The 16,667-nt window shown below is 32.4% G+C and carries 17 protein-coding genes and 2 pseudogenes; 6 read left to right on the top strand and 13 right to left on the bottom strand.

The genetic code is table 11. The annotated features are described in order from the left end of the window. Positions 1-86 precede the first annotated feature (86 nt). Both MKY70_RS13895 and MKY70_RS13890 read right to left on the bottom strand, forming a co-directional pair. Positions 87-1,202, bottom strand: a complete 1,116-nt coding sequence (locus MKY70_RS13895) for an NAD(P)/FAD-dependent oxidoreductase (protein ID WP_088033777.1) — start codon at positions 1,200-1,202, stop codon at positions 87-89. A 126-nt stretch (positions 1,203-1,328) separates the two neighbouring features. Beyond that, positions 1,329-1,982, bottom strand: coding sequence for a YdeI/OmpD-associated family protein (locus MKY70_RS13890; RefSeq protein ID WP_341024717.1), 654 nt, complete (start codon positions 1,980-1,982; stop codon positions 1,329-1,331). A gap of 143 nt (positions 1,983-2,125) precedes the next feature. Between MKY70_RS13890 and MKY70_RS13885 the strand changes: the two genes are divergently transcribed. Further along, positions 2,126-2,308, top strand: coding sequence for a hypothetical protein (locus tag MKY70_RS13885; RefSeq protein WP_002013279.1), 183 nt, complete (start codon positions 2,126-2,128; stop codon positions 2,306-2,308). Between the two features lie 19 nt (positions 2,309-2,327). Here MKY70_RS13885 and MKY70_RS13880 read toward each other — a convergent pair whose 3' ends face one another. The 4 genes from MKY70_RS13880 to MKY70_RS30835 form a co-directional block, all read right to left on the bottom strand. After that, a complete protein-coding gene (locus MKY70_RS13880) occupies positions 2,328-3,095 on the bottom strand; it encodes an arylamine N-acetyltransferase family protein (RefSeq protein ID WP_060751159.1) in 768 nt (255 codons plus the stop codon). Between the two features lie 190 nt (positions 3,096-3,285). Further along, the gene (locus MKY70_RS13875; RefSeq protein ID WP_088033781.1) at positions 3,286-3,654 is read right to left on the bottom strand and encodes a DUF4180 domain-containing protein; all 369 of its coding nucleotides are present in this window, start codon (positions 3,652-3,654) and stop codon (positions 3,286-3,288) included. A 171-nt stretch (positions 3,655-3,825) separates the two neighbouring features. Further along, positions 3,826-4,500, bottom strand: a complete 675-nt coding sequence (locus tag MKY70_RS13870) for an HAD family hydrolase (protein WP_140152401.1) — start codon at positions 4,498-4,500, stop codon at positions 3,826-3,828. A 212-nt stretch (positions 4,501-4,712) separates the two neighbouring features. Next, a complete protein-coding gene (locus tag MKY70_RS30835; protein WP_002141907.1) occupies positions 4,713-4,847 on the bottom strand; it encodes a hypothetical protein in 135 nt (44 codons plus the stop codon). Between the two features lie 216 nt (positions 4,848-5,063). Between MKY70_RS30835 and MKY70_RS13860 the strand changes: the two genes are divergently transcribed. Together MKY70_RS13860 and MKY70_RS13855 are read left to right on the top strand one after the other, a co-directional pair. Further along, entirely contained in the window at positions 5,064-5,729 is a 666-nt protein-coding gene (locus MKY70_RS13860) for a response regulator transcription factor (RefSeq protein ID WP_341024714.1), read from the top strand. Further along, a complete protein-coding gene (locus MKY70_RS13855; RefSeq protein WP_341074524.1) occupies positions 5,722-7,194 on the top strand; it encodes a sensor histidine kinase in 1,473 nt (490 codons plus the stop codon). The genes MKY70_RS13860 and MKY70_RS13855 overlap by 8 nt, the downstream gene beginning before the upstream one ends. Before the next feature lie 57 nt (positions 7,195-7,251). On the opposite strand, the pseudogene MKY70_RS13850 reads toward MKY70_RS13855, so the two are convergent. The 3 genes and pseudogenes from MKY70_RS13850 to MKY70_RS13840 form a co-directional block, all read right to left on the bottom strand. Then, positions 7,252-7,797, bottom strand: a pseudogene (locus MKY70_RS13850) (hypothetical protein); the annotation flags it as partial. Between the two features lie 491 nt (positions 7,798-8,288). Continuing rightward, positions 8,289-8,966, bottom strand: coding sequence for an ABC transporter ATP-binding protein (locus tag MKY70_RS13845; protein ID WP_048547260.1), 678 nt, complete (start codon positions 8,964-8,966; stop codon positions 8,289-8,291). An 11-nt stretch (positions 8,967-8,977) separates the two neighbouring features. Next, complete coding sequence (locus MKY70_RS13840) at positions 8,978-10,408, bottom strand: ABC transporter permease (RefSeq protein ID WP_002032327.1); 1,431 nt, start codon at positions 10,406-10,408, stop codon at positions 8,978-8,980. A 514-nt stretch (positions 10,409-10,922) separates the two neighbouring features. On the opposite strand from MKY70_RS13840, the gene MKY70_RS13835 reads away from it, so the two are divergent. Continuing rightward, the gene (locus MKY70_RS13835) at positions 10,923-11,384 is read left to right on the top strand and encodes a GNAT family N-acetyltransferase (protein WP_088033789.1); all 462 of its coding nucleotides are present in this window, start codon (positions 10,923-10,925) and stop codon (positions 11,382-11,384) included. A gap of 394 nt (positions 11,385-11,778) precedes the next feature. Further along, on the top strand, positions 11,779-12,780 hold the full coding sequence (locus tag MKY70_RS13830; protein WP_341024712.1) for an alpha/beta hydrolase: 1,002 nt from the start codon (positions 11,779-11,781) through the stop codon (positions 12,778-12,780). A gap of 131 nt (positions 12,781-12,911) precedes the next feature. Here the strand turns inward: MKY70_RS13830 and MKY70_RS13825 are convergent. Continuing rightward, positions 12,912-13,586, bottom strand: a pseudogene (locus MKY70_RS13825) (Tn3 family transposase); the annotation flags it as partial. A 357-nt stretch (positions 13,587-13,943) separates the two neighbouring features. Continuing rightward, on the bottom strand, positions 13,944-14,522 hold the full coding sequence (locus tag MKY70_RS13820) for a hypothetical protein (protein WP_341024710.1): 579 nt from the start codon (positions 14,520-14,522) through the stop codon (positions 13,944-13,946). Between MKY70_RS13820 and MKY70_RS13815 the strand changes: the two genes are divergently transcribed. Then, positions 14,521-14,817, top strand: a complete 297-nt coding sequence (locus tag MKY70_RS13815; RefSeq protein ID WP_341074523.1) for a hypothetical protein — start codon at positions 14,521-14,523, stop codon at positions 14,815-14,817. The genes MKY70_RS13820 and MKY70_RS13815 overlap by 2 nt on opposite strands. Here the strand turns inward: MKY70_RS13815 and MKY70_RS13810 are convergent. Then, positions 14,814-15,203, bottom strand: coding sequence for a hypothetical protein (locus MKY70_RS13810; protein WP_081338245.1), 390 nt, complete (start codon positions 15,201-15,203; stop codon positions 14,814-14,816). The genes MKY70_RS13815 and MKY70_RS13810 overlap by 4 nt on opposite strands. A gap of 107 nt (positions 15,204-15,310) precedes the next feature. After that, the gene (locus MKY70_RS13805; RefSeq protein WP_341024709.1) at positions 15,311-16,084 is read right to left on the bottom strand and encodes a hypothetical protein; all 774 of its coding nucleotides are present in this window, start codon (positions 16,082-16,084) and stop codon (positions 15,311-15,313) included. Positions 16,085-16,667: the final 583 nt, after the last annotated feature.

The raw sequence follows: 16,667 nt of genomic DNA, 5'->3' as shown, positions 1-16,667 counted from the left end.
GAACTCCTACCTCTCAAAATACTTAGTTACGCCCAAATAACATAACAAAAAGATTAGGAAATCACTCCTAATCTTTTTGTTTATTACTATTCCATTGCCCCAGCAACATCGTAATCATTTAAATCTAATTCAATCGGTTGCCCTAACGCAAGTTTCGCAAGTTCTGATCCTAAGTATGGACCTGCTGTTAATCCTGAAGCACCTAATCCGTTTGCAATGAGTATGCCTTCAAAATTAGGGAGTGGGCCAATAACAGGTAAGAATCCTGGCGTAAATGGCCTGAAGCCAACTCTAGTTTCAAGCATTGTACCATCTTCTAAACCAGGCGCTACTGTTAACGCTTTATGGAATACTTCATGTAAACCACCAGCTGTTACACGGTGATCGAAACCAGTATCATTCTCATGCGTTGCACCAATTACGACATGGCCATTGTCAAATGTTAAAATATATTGATCGTTCGGCGGCATAACAACTGGCATATTTTCTGTTGCTGTATTTTCAATTTGCAAATGAACAATTTGCCCTTTTTGGAATGTAACTAAGAAATTAATTCCTAACGGATTCAAGATTTCATTCGCCCATGCGCCTGCAGTTACAATTACCTTTTCTGCTAAAATTATTTCATCGTTTACTGTAACTCCAGTAATACGATTACCTTCACGAACTAATACAGCATCTCCTTTTATAAAAGTAGCACCATGTTTTTTCGCAGCACTTATTAATGCGTTACGTAATGATCTTCCATTTACTCGTGCAGCGCCACTAATATGAACAGAACTGTATTCTTCTGATAATGCTGGGAATAATTTTTTCGTTTCTTCAGCTGATAAGCGAGTGATTTCACCGATCTCTGGTGCATCTTCACGTCGTTTATAAGCTCGTTCTTCCATTTGATCTAGTTTTTTCTCGTCAGTATGTAAACTAATTGCACCTACACGGTTGTAACCTGTATCCGTTTCACCGTCTTCTTCTAATTGTTGGATTAACGAAGAATAGTAACGTGCACCGCCCTTAACGATTTTATACCACGCTTTATTACGACGCTGCGAAAGCCAAGGACAGACGATACCTGCTGCTGCATCAGTGGCTTGACCTAAATCTTGACGATCTACAATAGTAACCTTCGCACCAGCCTTAGCAAGATGATAGGCAGTAGATGCCCCTAAAATCCCAGATCCAACTACAATATACGATTTCATTTCAAACACCTTTTCTCTTTTGCTAATTATTTAAATATAAGAACATACTTTAGTATACTGAAAGGAATCCTTTTTTCAATGTGCTCAACGTAATTAATTGTTGCATCATTGTGACGTTCCTAATCATTATTTTTTCTTCTTACGGAATAATTCAATTGTTTTATAGCCTTGTGAAAGGATTTCAATCATTTTCTCAAGACGTTTATCGCGTGTTTTTTCTTGTTTCACTGAAAATAAATTACGTGCCCAATCTTTTTGATTACCAGGAGTTAAACTTTGATAAAAATTAAGTTCAGCTGGATGATTAGCCAATAATGCTTCAACATCTTGAATACGATCTGCATAATCAGCAACACATTGACTCGCTGCAGGTGTTTTCTTCGCTTTTTTCTTTTCACGTTTTAAACCTACAACTGTAAAGACATCATCCATACTTACCATTCGCGCAAATTTAATTTCGCTTTCCCCAACATATCCATCATCTCCAACGTTTAATGCCGGAAACATCTCATCACGGTGAATAAACGTACTGTAACGAGCATTACCTTTTTTCGGATATGCGAAAAACACGTAACCTTTTTCAATTAGTAATTCTTCATTACTAATAATAAAATTCGTTTGTTTCACCATTTCATCAAGTGTTTCAACAAAAATAAAAATAGCATCATGTTCTTTTGAAAATGAGGTTTCTTTACCTGTGAAAATGTCATAATCACTTGGTTCGTTAATTACGACCATATTTGTATACTTATTAAGTTTCAATTTATCAATAACTGACATTATAATCTTCCTTTGCATCCAATATTCATTTTATATACTTCTTTATACTGTTCTAGTGTATTATATCTATTAAGAAAATTAAACTTGAAATCGTATCATTCTGTTTCAATAGACCATAATTTTTTACTATAAGGAGTGGTTTTATGCCATATGTAATCCGAGATGAAGGGCTAGTTTTGCAAGGAGATAATGGAAAAGAGCCAGTTTTTCATACATATGAAGAAGCTGAGGAAACGTTAAAAACGTTAACTATACCGCAGTTTCCGAAACATATTAGACGAAAACCATTTAAACCAAAAATAATAAAAATAGCCGATTCTGAATAAGAACCGGCTATTTTTATATTCACAACTCAATAGCAAATAAAGTATATAAAAGCTCTTTATATTGATTTTCTGTAATTTCACGCTTCGTTTTTTCTCCATAAATAATTTCAGTTAAACTAGTATTCGTTAATGAGATATGGCCAAAGTTCGTCAATTTTACTGCAATGGGTCCTTTATTGAAAATAGATTTCTCATCTTCTATCACTCTTCTTTGAACATCGTTTACTACTGTCTCATCAATAATATGTTTATAAAAAGCATGACAAACTTTCCATTCTCCATCAACATCTATTCTTTCTAGAACATAGTTTCCTTTACTCGTATCTTTTTGTCTTACTCGATACGAACCGTTTTTAGAAGAAACAAGTTCGCCAGTAAACGGTACTGGCACAAGAGGTACTAATGAAGCAATACCTACATCAATTAAGTACCTTACGTTTTCGTAATTTAAAATAATTGTTATATGCCCATCTTCAAGTGCCCAATCGTTTATATCATTTTTATATACGGTACCTAGTGCGAGTTGTACATCATAACCACTATCTTTTAAAAAATAGTAAAAAAGAGTATTTAATTCATAACAAAGCCCACCTCGAGAACTAGTTAAAATTTTCTCTTGTAAGTTTTTCATAGAAATTGTATTCGCATTACTTGCTATTACATTTAAATTCTCAAACGGGATTGTGTGGGCAAATGCAAAGAGTATTGTACTTAATTCTTCAAATTTTATTTCAGTACGTTTTTCAAGGTTTAATCTTGTAAAGAGTTGATCTTGTAACTTTGTCATATTCAGCACCCCTTAATAAGTTATAAGTTAAAATACTATATGCTGATTGTAAATTTGAAGGGATATTGTAACAATGTACATTTGCAGTTACTGTACCGGTACAAAATTTAAATTTGAAAAACATTTTTATATAAAAATACAAATAAGAGGCACCATCACGGATGCCTCTTTCGAATTACATTTTATATCTTTATTTCAATGAGCTTAATTTTTCAATTGCTTGTTGCTCAGTTGCTAATAAAAAAACATCCTTACCTTTATTACATTCATAAATGAAATCTTTTAGGCTTTTACTAGTGTACATAGAAAAATCCCCGATAATAGCAATTTTCACGCTGTAATTAATAAACTTTTGAAGAATATCACCCGCAAGCCGTGTTTTTAGGTCAAAGAAACTTTCACTTATTAATGATTTATTGATAGCAATCCGCTTTGAATCCGCTTCATATTGAACTGTTGCCATGAGATCTAATGCAGATTGAACATCGGATATTAATACTGTATCGTTTCTGACGACGGCAATATTTATTCCGCCAATTACTACTTTCTTTATTTCCATAGTCTCACTCCTCTATAATTTATAAAGTATATATTAAACATGCTGTGTAGCTTTTCATTAACACACATAAATGATTTGCCCCTGGCCCAATATCCTTTATATCCTCGTAAATAAATATTGTTTTAAAACTTCTCATACGGTCAATGAAATTAAGGGTAATCTATCTTTTTACTATTTTTGAAAATTTATCTCTCCACAATAACTTAATAAATTATCAAAAGAAGTAATCTCGGCATATGGTTTAGTGTCGGTATTATTCTTAATCACATTAGGATTGAACCATATGCCCTTTATATTTGCATTTTGACAACCGGCAATATCCTTTTCTAAGTCATCTCCAACAAATAGTACATCTTCTGATTGTACATTTAGCTTATTTAATGCTAGTTCGAATATACGTTTATCAGGTTTACTAAATCCCACTTCTTCAGAAATAATAATCGTATCAAAATACTCATTTAAACCCGTATTCATTATTTTAGCTTTTTGCCTCTGAGTTGAGCCATTTGTAATAATTCCAACTTTAAAGTGCCTCTTTATATGATTTAAGAAAAGAATAGTATTTTGGTCAATTGAAAAACATTTAGGAAAGTTTTCATTCCAAAAATCTTGGATATAATTGCGTGGCAATCTATATTTCGGCGCGAATTCATCAAATAATGATTCTAAAACTATTGTTTTATCACTAATGCCATATTCTCTTTTATCATATTCTTTGAATTTCTGTAACATATTGTTTTTGACTGTATCACTAACATCCTCATAACGCTTCTCTAAAACTAATAAAAACAAGTTATCTACTGCCTTATCCCTATCGAGTAACGTATCATCTAAATCAAACAGCATAGCTTTATAACTCCTCAAATAATTTCACAACCTTTCTCGCAATATATAAATAATCCCTAGTTCATACCTTGAAACTTTTGGTTTACCAAGAGAGTTGTTATTTATGTGAGAATAACGATCAAACAGAGTAAAGGATTTATTTTTACCTTCCAGGAGAATTAATTCTAGCCTTAGAATCCAGTTGTTTCTCTCCAGATCAATTAAATGCTCAACTACTTCGAATGTATTTCAAGTTCCTTCCTCTTCATTACAATGTAGCCATTCGCCTGATAAACTAGATAAAAAAACTCCAAAGTTTGTGGCACACGCTCTAGAATTACAGTAGCTTCTTTTATATTGAAATTCATTTCCTTTTCTCCTCTTGGTAAAGAAGTAAAAGTATATTTTCATACAATTCAGGAAATTACACCCGATTTACATTATTATACATTAGTTTTACTTAAATATTAATGTTCATTTTATTGAACGTGGAGCTAACACAATAATCGTCTTGTGGAATCTCCTAATTTATCTCCACATAAACTCCAGATAGTAAGGCTATAATGACTACCAGAGGTGATATTATGAAAAACTATCATATTCTCGTGGTAGAAGACGATCAAGAAATTCAGGAATTAATTAAACAATTTTTAATGACACAACAGTATACAGTTGTAGTTGCATCAGATGGATTAGAGGGTATGACACAATTTAATAAGCAATCCTTTGATTTAATTCTTCTAGATGTAATGATGCCCAATCTTAATGGATTTGAAGTATCCAAGATGATTCGAAGTCAGTCAAACGTACCAATTATTTTGCTAACTGCATTGGAAGAAGAGGAAGATCAAATGAAAGGGTTCGATCTTGGAATCGATGATTATATAACAAAACCCTTTTCGTTTCATGTTTTGATTAGACGAGTCGAAGCTGTACTTAGAAGAAGTTATGATAAAAATGTAAATAATCATTTGGTATTTAAAGAAGTGCGTATCGATGTTGATGCATATAGAGTATATGTAAATGACGTTGAAATTTTATTAACGACAAAAGAGTTTGAAATTCTACAACTACTATTTCAAAATGAGAGAAAAGTACTCACAAGAGAAAATATCGTAGAAAAAGTTTGGGGGTACGATTATTTTGGAGAAACACGAATAATTGATACACATATTAAAAACCTACGTAAAAAGTTAGCTATCCCTTATATTAAAACAATAAAGGGTATTGGTTATAAAATTGATGAATAGTATTGTGAAAATCATGAAGATGAAGCAAATTACTTATAAACTCTTTATGACTACCTCTCTCATTTTGTTATCCTTTGCAGTATTGATTTATTTAACTTTATACTTCTTTCTCCCTACGTTTTATGAGCAATACAAAACAGATCAACTTCAAACAGGGATAAAAGAAATCATTGATAAATCTAAAGATCTTACGTTTCAAGATGCGATACCACTTTTTGATGAATATGCAAAAAAAAATAATGCGATGCTTTATCTTCAAAATAATGAGGGAATAATTAAATACTCTCCTTCATTTTCTTTTACTCAAAATGGTTCGCAAACAACAGTAGTTACTAGAGCCACACGGTTCGAGAATGCAGGTACCCTTAGCAATTCATATAACGTTATGCAACCAATTCAATTTCAAGATGGTAGTTTAACACTTATAGTCTTTGCTACATTTCAACCAATTGATGAAGCTTCACAGGTTTTAGTACGCTTTCTCCCCTATATTAGTATCATTGTACTCATAATTGGTGTAGGGAGTGCTTATTTCTATTCCAGGTTTATTACAAAACCACTTATTTATATTAATGAAGGTGCACAAAAGATGGCAAATTTAGATTTCTCCGAAAAAATTGAGGTTCGCTCTACAGATGAGTTAGGAGAATTATCTAATAGTTTGAATGACATGTCTATTAACTTACAACAAGCTATGTTTGATTTAAAAAAAGCAAATCAACAATTAAAAAATGATATTGAAAAAGAACGAGAAATAGAAACAAAACGCAGAGAGTTTTTTGCGATTGTAGCACATGAATTAAAGACCCCTCTTACTGTAATGAAAGGATACTTAGAAGGGATGATATACAATATTGGCCCTTATCAAAATCGTGATCAATATTTAAAGAAAAATCATCAAATTATTGAAAGTATGGAACAATTAGTTCGTGAAATTTTAAGCATGTCGAAATTAGAACAACACACCTTTAAACTAAAAGTAGAAGAAGTTAATCTTTCGAAGTTAATAGATACAATCACAAAAGATCTCGAATTTTTTGCTTCTCAAAAAAGCATCCAAATAATAAAAGAAATTGATTCTGATCTTTCTGTTTATACAGATCGTGTTCTTTTTGAAAAAGCATGTAAAAATATTATCCATAATGCGGTTATGTATTCACCACATAATGAAAAAGTCTATATAAAGTTAAGTGAGGATTCTAAACAAGGTCAAATCAAAATGCAAATTATGAATACAGGTGTCAATATTAAAGAAGAGGATATACAACAAATTTTCAAACCATTTTATCGAATTGAAAAATCAAGGAATCGAAATACTGGAGGAAGTGGTTTGGGGCTATATATTGTTAAACAAATTCTTGAAACGCTAGATATAAAATATTCTATAAAAAATATGGAACATAGTGTACAATTTTGCATGAACATTCCATTATCTAAACAAAAAACAAACAAACTCCCCTCTTAGTAGGACGAGTTTGTTTGTTTTTTGTAGTTTTAGTATTGATATTTTTCGAGTTACTTTTTAAGCAATATTGGGATTAGCTTTTTTACCAATCCACATACCTAAGCCCACCATGCCAAGCCAACAGCAAATTGCTAACATAAACATCAATCGTTGTATGGATAACCCTTCAATCTGCATTTGACCCTTCCCAACAATTGTTTGGAAAAGTTGCGACCATTCGACATCGTAAAACACCCCTACTCCCACAATCACAATCAATATAAAAAATTGTAAAAATATATTCCCCATATTTCTCCATGTTGTGTAAATGAGTAAAGAAAGCTCTCTATGTGTAGCATTCACCATATATACTTTCATATTATTTTGAGAAGAAATACTATTAATGGCATAGCTCCCAAATGTAACGCTAAGGACTATAAATATTGGAGAATAAAACCCGAATATCATGATTAAAGTACTTACTAAAAATAAATGGATTGGATTAACTTTCTTAGCAGCTTTGATATCTAAAAATATGGACATCAAAATCCCTAATAGGTATGGTCCAACTACAATGAAAATACAGGTTAACATGTTATAGAAAGTAAAACTATAAAAAATACTACCAATGAGTATCATAGAAACTTGAAATAAAGTAATTGTTTGCTTAGTCATACATACCACCATATTTTGTAATGAATAAATATTACATAGTATAACTGATACATTGCATCTTTATTCCAAATGGTTAGTGCTTAGAGCCATGGACAATTAAACCTCTTATTTATAAAATCTATCACATGAGATGTAAGCTAGTTCCTTTTTACAGATAAATAATTAAACGGGACAGTATTTAGATCATACACCTAAATACTGTCCCGTTTTTTATATGCAATTCTTCAATGATATAGTAAACCGATCATAACAAAAAAAACCTGTAGAATATACTACAAGTTCTTTTTCAAAAATTGTTAAAAAGGGAATAACAAACTATCTTAACATTCAATACAGGGAGACCATTTTAATTATGGCTTGGTTATATTGTATATCAAATATAAATATTTGAAGAAACTAATTTCGAAAATTATGTGAATTAAAAAACTAGGGTGTTTATATTAAATTTCGTTTACTACCAACTTCTTCTTACTTAAATAGACTGCACGGTCTGATTTTTTAGCAACTTCCTGTGAGTGCGTCACAACAATAATACATTTATTTTCTTTATGTGCAAGTTCTTGAAACAGTTCTATTATATCCATTGCCGTTTCTTCGTCGAGGTTTCCTGTCGGCTCATCCGCAATCAGTAAATCAACATTACAAGATAACGCTCGAGCGATTGCAACACGCTGCTGTTGCCCGCCACTTAGTTGCAGAACATTTCGTTTCGCTTCTACTTCTGTAAGTCCTACTTTCTCTAATAATTCTAACGCCCTTGCCGTTTTATTTTGCACTTTAACACCTGTAATTTCCATTGCTGTTAAGACATTTTGAAGAGCAGTCATATAGGTAATCAAATTATAAGATTGGAAAATTACCGATACATTTTGATTACGGTACCGATCCAAACCAATTTTTCGAATATCCTTTCCATTAAATAGTACATAACCATTTTTAGGTATATCTAGCCCACAACCTAAGCTAAGCGTAGTGGTTTTACCAGATCCGGATGGTCCTAGAATCGTGTAGAAATGTCCTTTTTGAAAAGAAAAGTTAACATTTTCTAGTATCGCTACTTTTTTTTCGTTACTTTCATAATAATAATCTAAGTTTTTAAATTGTAAAATCGTCTCCATATCGAGCCTCCTTATTCATCTTTTAAAAGAATTTGTTTTGGATTCAGGCGTAGAATAGATAATGCTGGAAGAAGCGTTGCTAATATAGCAATAGCTAGTCCAATCCCCCCCATTTTCCCTACATCTTCGCCTGTTACACTTACATTAATTTTATCAATTGGATCCTCTTTTTGATTTTGTACAGTTCCACCAGGTCCAGCTACCATTACAGTTCCATTTTGTGAGGTGTTTGTTTCTTCTCCTGCTGTAGCAATTTCACTCGAAAGTAAATTATTCCCTATGAATTGAGAAATTTTTGCTCCTGTTGTTATGGATAATCCAAATGCTAAAATAGCGATACATACTACTTCTACTACGAACTGCGCCATCAGTTTCCACTTTTTCTCTCCAATGGACAATAGAATCCCCATTTCCTTACGACGTGCTTTAATCGATAACATAATGATTAACCCTAAAATAATCGCACCTGCAATTGATACAATATAAATAATCATTTGAGAAGTAGATGAGATATTTTCGATAGGCCCAATCATTTGTTTGTACAACGAATCATGTGCATCTAATTTATAATAATTAAAATCAATATCAGATTTTTTTGCTTCTTCTTTAAATGCTTCAATGTTTTGTGGATCTTTCAAGAAATACACGACTTGAATGCTACTTATCCCTTGATCTATTTCTAATTTTTTCATAGTTGAATGCGGCATATATAGTTTATTAGCTGGATCCATTATAGGAGGAGCTTGTTGCCCCATTGCTTGCTCATTCGTTTCGTAAATACCGATAATTTCAACCTCCAGGGTTTCCTTCTTATCCCCTGATTGCACTTTAACTTTGTCTCCTACTTTCAAGTTGTTTAATTCCGCTAATCGTTTTTCCATTAAAGCTACATTCTGATCTTTCATCTGTTCTGTAATTGGTTTCCCATCAATGATTTTACTTTTTCCATTCTTAAAGCTTTCTTGTAATGCAGTTTTGCGAACTCCCTCAATCATAAAAGAAGAATTCATATCTATTTCTGTACCGGAGCCTGAACCGCCTCGTACAGCCGCCATTCCCGCCTTACCTTTTCCTTCTTCTTCTCCTTCTGAAGCTCCTACTAGTTTAAGTCCGTCAGAAATTCCGAGAGTGCTAGTTATGTAATTATAGTCTTTTACATACTTTGACTTCGCTAATTGATCTGCTTCTTTTGTATTAAGCTTCGGTGGATTAGGCATCTCTCCAGTTTCCCTAGCTTGTTGACCTAATTTGTCAAAATCAAGACTTAAAGTAACATCTGCACCGAGTTTTTTTCTTGCTGCATCAGCAGCTTTTTTTGATGCATTTTGGATTGTGAATCCTGCCAACACTAAATTTGTAACAATTAGGAAAACTGCCATCAAAATTAATGATGTTCCTACTCTTTTTTTCATACTGAGAATTGCTCGTTTCATAAAGTTCATTTTTTCTTACCTCCTTGATAACTTGTATTCTATATAGGTTATCTAGAGTCTATATGGAGCTAATCGGTAGTTTATCTAGAGATATAAGGAGTTTATGTGTAGTTATTCATTGACCTGGTCAAGAAAAACCGGAACACATATTCAAAAACGTAATCGTTTTTGAATATGTGCAAGGAGGTATATGGCTTTAGATAGCATTGAATGAGAGCATACAAATCCATGCTTATTACGTAATTTCTATACAACAAATAAAAACCACCCTATTTGGATGGTTATATGTGTGCTTGTTAAATATGAAAATTCATTAAAGAATATGGAGGTTTTTTGAAGTTGGTCGGATTCTCTAATAATAATATTGTGTTAAAAAGCCTAACTTATAATTTTATAAGTTAGGCTTTTATGCTATCTATAAGAAAAAGTTATAGAGACTCATAATATTTTATAATTTAACCTTTTGTATTTAAACAAGTAAAATAAAAGTAACAAGTGCATACATTAAGGAGGTTTTTTGATAGTGACAGAAACTATAACATTTAGGATTGCAACGGCAGATGATTTAGATGAAATTGTAAAAATGCTTGCTGATGATGTTTTAGGAAATAAAAGAGAGCGCTATGAAACACCACTCCCTGATAGTTATATAAGAGCATTTCATGCTATTGATTGTGATCCAAATAACGAGTTGATTGTAGCGTGTGATGGGACGGAGATTGTCGGTATTCAACAAATTACATTTACGCCTTACATTGTACGTCAAGGGGGTTGGAGAGCTACAATTGAGGGTGTACGGACAGCCTCATCAAAACGTGGTAAAGGTATAGGAAGTAAACTTATTAAATGGGCTATTCAACGTGCTAAATTACGGGGATGTCATTTAGTACAGTTAACAACAGATAAGGAACGACAAGAAGCTTTACACTTTTATAAGAAATTAGGTTTTAAAGATTCTCATGATGGATTAAAACTCTTTCTCTAATGAATATAGCTATTTATATACCAAAAAGACGTATATTGTAAGGTTAATTAACTATAGGCTTCGAAAATTACGGTAACTATCACTGTATTAAATATACAAATTGACACATTGTCTTTCATATAAATTACGTCACTTCAAAAGGTGTACCTTTTGATACGAAAATAAGCAAGTTAATGTTCTCTTTTATGAATGAGAATATTAACTTGCTTTTTAGGTTTTTGTAAAAGATATTTATAGTTTTATTTTATTGATAGCTTTATAATATAATATACAAATTCCCCACCTGTTTTATAATTCAAGCATCTACTATTAGGAAAAGAGAATATTTCACAATTAATTTACAGCATAAATTTTGTCCATCTTTTAGACGATATGTATTTTGGAGGAGGTTAATTTGATTTTTTCAAAACTCATTGATCGATACGCCTTGTATGATTTGCACAAAAAAAGAAGTGTAAAGTTTCAGTATACTTCTCTTTCTAACACCTCACTATATATAAAGGACATAGAATTTTTTTATAAAGTAAAACCATCTCATATTCATTTTAACATTAAGCATTTAAAACAAGAAAAGGAATACATGGTTGGACAATTCAAATATAAAAGCTCGGTTCAATCTGGTGATTCACGCAACGATTCTGTCACTGGGGAATTATTTTTACATAAAAATGAAGATGCACCTCATGTCATCTTTGTTCACGGTTGGAGAATGGATTCTAACGAACGTGTAAAAAAAATATTCCACGACCATATGACCAACTTGAAGTGGAATATGTATTATTTCACTTTACCATATCATTTTGACAGAAAACCGAACCAATCCCTATACAGTGGAGAGTACATGGTAAGTGCCAATGTTGAACGAACTGTAGAAGCAACTAAACAAGCGGTAGCTGATTTACGAACTTTGATCAAATGGATTAAAGCAAATAAAAATGGTCCCTTGATTTTAATAGGAATCAGTTTAGGTGGAGTTATTACTAACTTAACATCTCTTGTTGAACCAGAAATTGATGTGTTAGTATCCATTTTCTACGCGAATCGACTCTCTTATTCAATTTGGAAGACAAATCCAGGTAAATTTATTAGAGAAGATTTGGAACATCATGGTGTTACGTATGATGATTTAATAGCTTATTGGAAAATCACTGAACCGAGTCAAGCGTTACCAAAAGTAAAAAAAGAAAATATTTTATTAATTTCAGGTAAGCACGATCTATATGTGCACTCTGAGGATACGGACTATTTGTGGGAATCCTGGGAAAGACCTACAAGATATATTTATACATGTGGACATGCCGGGATTGTTCTTAAACGTAAAAAAATTGCAACTGATACTATCAATTTTATTCAGAATCGATTGAACTCCTCACACTTCCCCAAAGACATACCTTAAAGTGAGGGATTACTAAGTATAGAATCTTATACGGGGTCACCATATCAAAAAAAGAAAATTGTACGTTTAGACACAATTTGGACATAAATTAACCGGTTACCTGTACGTTAAGGAACCGGCTACTTAGTTTGCTATTTTTTGATATAATTTTTTTCGCGTAATGGTCTTAGATTATTAAAATTTGTTTTTTCATTCAAGTTCCAAACATAATCACCTGTCAACGTAATATGTTCCCATCCAAGTGGAGATATATGTTGTAAATATTCTTCTGGAATGTCCACGCCTTTTGCACGTAAAGCATCTACTGCACGTGATATATATACCGTATTCCATAATACAATCGCTGAAATAAGCAGTTGCAAGCCGCTTGCTCTATGTAATTGGTCCTCATAAGAACGATCACGAATTTCTCCTAATCGATTGAAAAATACAGCTCGAGCAAGTGCGTGTTTTGCTTCACCTTTATTTAAACCAACCTGAACACGTCTTCTAAGCTCCGGACTCTGCAACCATTCTAATGTATATAAAGTTCTTTCAATCCTACCTACCTCACGCAACGTTACGGATAAGCTATTTTGCCTTGGATAGGCTGCAAGCTTTTTAAGAATAAGAGAAGCTGTGACTGTTCCATTACGAACAGAACTAGTTAATCGTAATAATTCATCCCAATTTTCTCTTATTTTCTTTGTATGAATTGTTCCACCAATCATAAATTCTAGATGCGATTGATTTAAGGGCTTTTCAAACGTATAAATTTTATTTTTGCTAAACGTTTTAATTCTAGGAGCAAATCGAAATCCTAACATAGGGGTATGTGTAGCAACGGAACAAAATCACGCAACAAGCATTAGCGGACATTCTATGTGTTTGTAAAAAATATTTTTCAACCTATTGGGGTTCAGCCGAGATACGTGTAAAAACGGGTCATAGGCTTACTTTTATTTCCAGTAATGACCTATTTTATGTTTTTAGGATCCAGCTGGCAAAACTCGGATATTGCTAAGGCATTTTTGGAAGCAAAAACCCTGAGTTTTCTACGTTAAGCAGAAAATTCAGGGCTTTATTTTAAAAGATCTATTTTTTAGCTCACACTTTTCTTTAATTTCATTTTCATTATTAAACAAGAGGTTATTTGATTTATCGTGCCGGCCCTACTTTTTCATTTAAATAACACTATTTACAAAAGTTACATTCCATGAACTAGATCCCTCCGTTATAGTGCAGCGCATGACTGCATTAACTACTGATCCTGTCGCCTTTATTACTGGTTCCCACTTAGCATCGGCTACAACACTAAAAGAAGTGCCCACATCAAATTTCTTAGAATGGTTAACATAATGGTTTCCGCCGATAGTTGACGTCCCCCATTGTTGGAGAGTTACATTTGTATTTTTGATACCTGTTGTAGCATCTTGTAATGTCCAGTATCCAGTTGCCTTCGTTATATCATAGTGATTAATATTTCCCGATCCACCTTTTACGATCTCATAATAAACCCTCGAATAAGAGTAAACGGAAAGAGTTGGATCTAATTCTCCTTTTCCTGAATCATAACCTAAATTGGAAATACTTTCATTTGACTTTTCAAACGTAGCCTCACTAAAAACTGTTGTAACATAACTTTCTACAACTTTTGTTCCCTTTTTTACAGCCTTAAGCTTTTGTGATGTAATTTGGACATCTTTTTTGGAGAGATTAGCCTTTTTTCCATTCTTATCTTTAACTTCCATTAGGGTGTTCATGTTTTTATCTAATTCAAGATTATCAGTAACTCCTTCTTTCGCTCTTGAAAGAAGAGCATTATTATCTTTAATTTCTTGCGCTTCAAAGATAATTACTTCTTTATTTTCTAACTCAGAACCTCCAGCAGCAAAAGTTGATGGAGCAAATGTACATAGTGCTATAATAATACTTAGGATAGATAACTTTACTTTTTATACATTTTTATTTCTCCCCCCAGATTTCAAAAGATTTTGCTATTATATTCCTTTGAATGCTATACCATATACATGGAATTTGTTTAGAAAGCTATATTAATCCTTTTTTTCCAGAGTAATATTTTCATGATGACCATCCCACTTTATGTCAATTATCATTTCCTTGTCTTCTCTTGTTGTTAAACAATCAGTACATTTTTTGGGGAAAGATAGTTCATTATTTTCATCTAATGCCTTTCCATCACCATTAAAATCGCTTTCTCCATCATTAATTACAATATTTAATACTTTTATTTTCTCTGGATTTTCTCCTTTGTACTTCACAACATAAGCACCATCTTCGCTATCCTCTGAAATCTGTGTTTTGTACGAACCAATCCAATTTTCGCTTTCCCCTTTAAAACTGAGGACTTTTTGATTGCATCCAACCAATAACATAAAAGTAGAAACACAAAATAATAATCCAATAAATTTTGACGATTTCATCACATCACCTCTTCGTTATAGCTGATGGTAAAATTTGCGAATCCGAGGTAACAAAATATACTGAAAAGAATAAGTCATTTTTCCAATAACTTATTCTTTGTAAACGGTTACCACAAATTATGAGTAAAACCTACATTCCATGATTGGGAACCCTCCGTAACTGTACATGTTTGGTATGCACCTATTTCGTTACCTTTCCCTTGGAATATTGGCAACCAGGTTTGTGGGGGAATTATAGAAAAGGAAGTTCCTGTTGAATAATCCTTATATTGACCACTATTTATACCTCCTCCAGCTTCAGATAATCCTGTTTGCCCAATTCTAACCTTTGTATTTTTAATCCCAGTTGTAGCATCTTGTAATGTCCAATAACCTGTTACTTTAGTTAAACCATAATGTTGCTTCCCATTAATTGTGGTAATGTTATAATATAGACGAGAATACGAATAAACTGATAAAGTGGAGTCTAATTCACCCCCTCCATGATCAGCAAAATTACCCACCTCACCTGCGTTTGGATTAATTGATACTTCTCCAAAAAATGTAGTTACATAACTATCCACTACTTCACCGTTAGCATTTACAATTCTTTTAAGGCTTTCAGTAGTACTTTTTAAATCTGAATTGGATAACGGAATCATGGTTCCGCTCTCATTTGTTATAGTAACTAATGATTCTAATCTCTTTTCAATCTGAGGATTATCAGTAATTCCTTCTGATGCCCTTGAAAGTAGAACTTCTTCATCACTTATTTCTTTTTTTTCAAACACAACCACTTCTTTTTGATATCCTTTGGCAGCCACTATTTTGGAGGAATATACCGTCGAAGCAATTAATAACAGAACTGTACAAATTAACGTATTAATTTTTAGAACTTTCAAATGCTTCCTCTCCTTTTTAGAAGTTGAATAAAAATATTATCGTTCTTCACCTCACCTCTATCATGGAATTAAGCCCTAATTACTACCTTATATGTTTTATCTAAAATTTCTAAACTGGGTTGGTTAATGTTATAGAATTTGACTTTAACTGTTAAAAGTATTTAGGTAGAAATATCATTAAGGTGGGTTTGTGAATCTTGGTAATAATTAGGACTTGTTGAGGGATTACATAACCGCTGAACACTCAGTAATTGCAAATGACATATAGGAAAGTGTTGTTAAAAAAATTTTATCAACTATAATTTTGCACCCCTATCCAAAAGTTGTATACTACATTTTATTTCTATCATAAACCCAATGAAAATATACTATAATTTGGAATAAAAGTGGTAAATTTAGGGTATTGTATATCCCTGTTTAAAAATAAAACGGGTCATCTTCTGGAAATAAAAGTAAGCCTATGACCCATTTTTACACGTATCTCGGCTGAACCCCCTATTGGTTTGATTTCCTCTTTGTAAAAGATAAACAAATAAAAAAGAATGCTAGTTAACTAGCATTCTTTTTTATTTAATATTAGTTT

Origin of the sequence: Bacillus sp. FSL R9-9492 (assembly GCF_038007365.1) — a bacterium.
In the GTDB taxonomy this organism is placed as follows: Bacteria; Bacillota; Bacilli; order Bacillales; family Bacillaceae_G; genus Bacillus_A; species Bacillus_A mycoides.
This window is presented reverse-complemented; position numbering and strand designations above follow the sequence as displayed.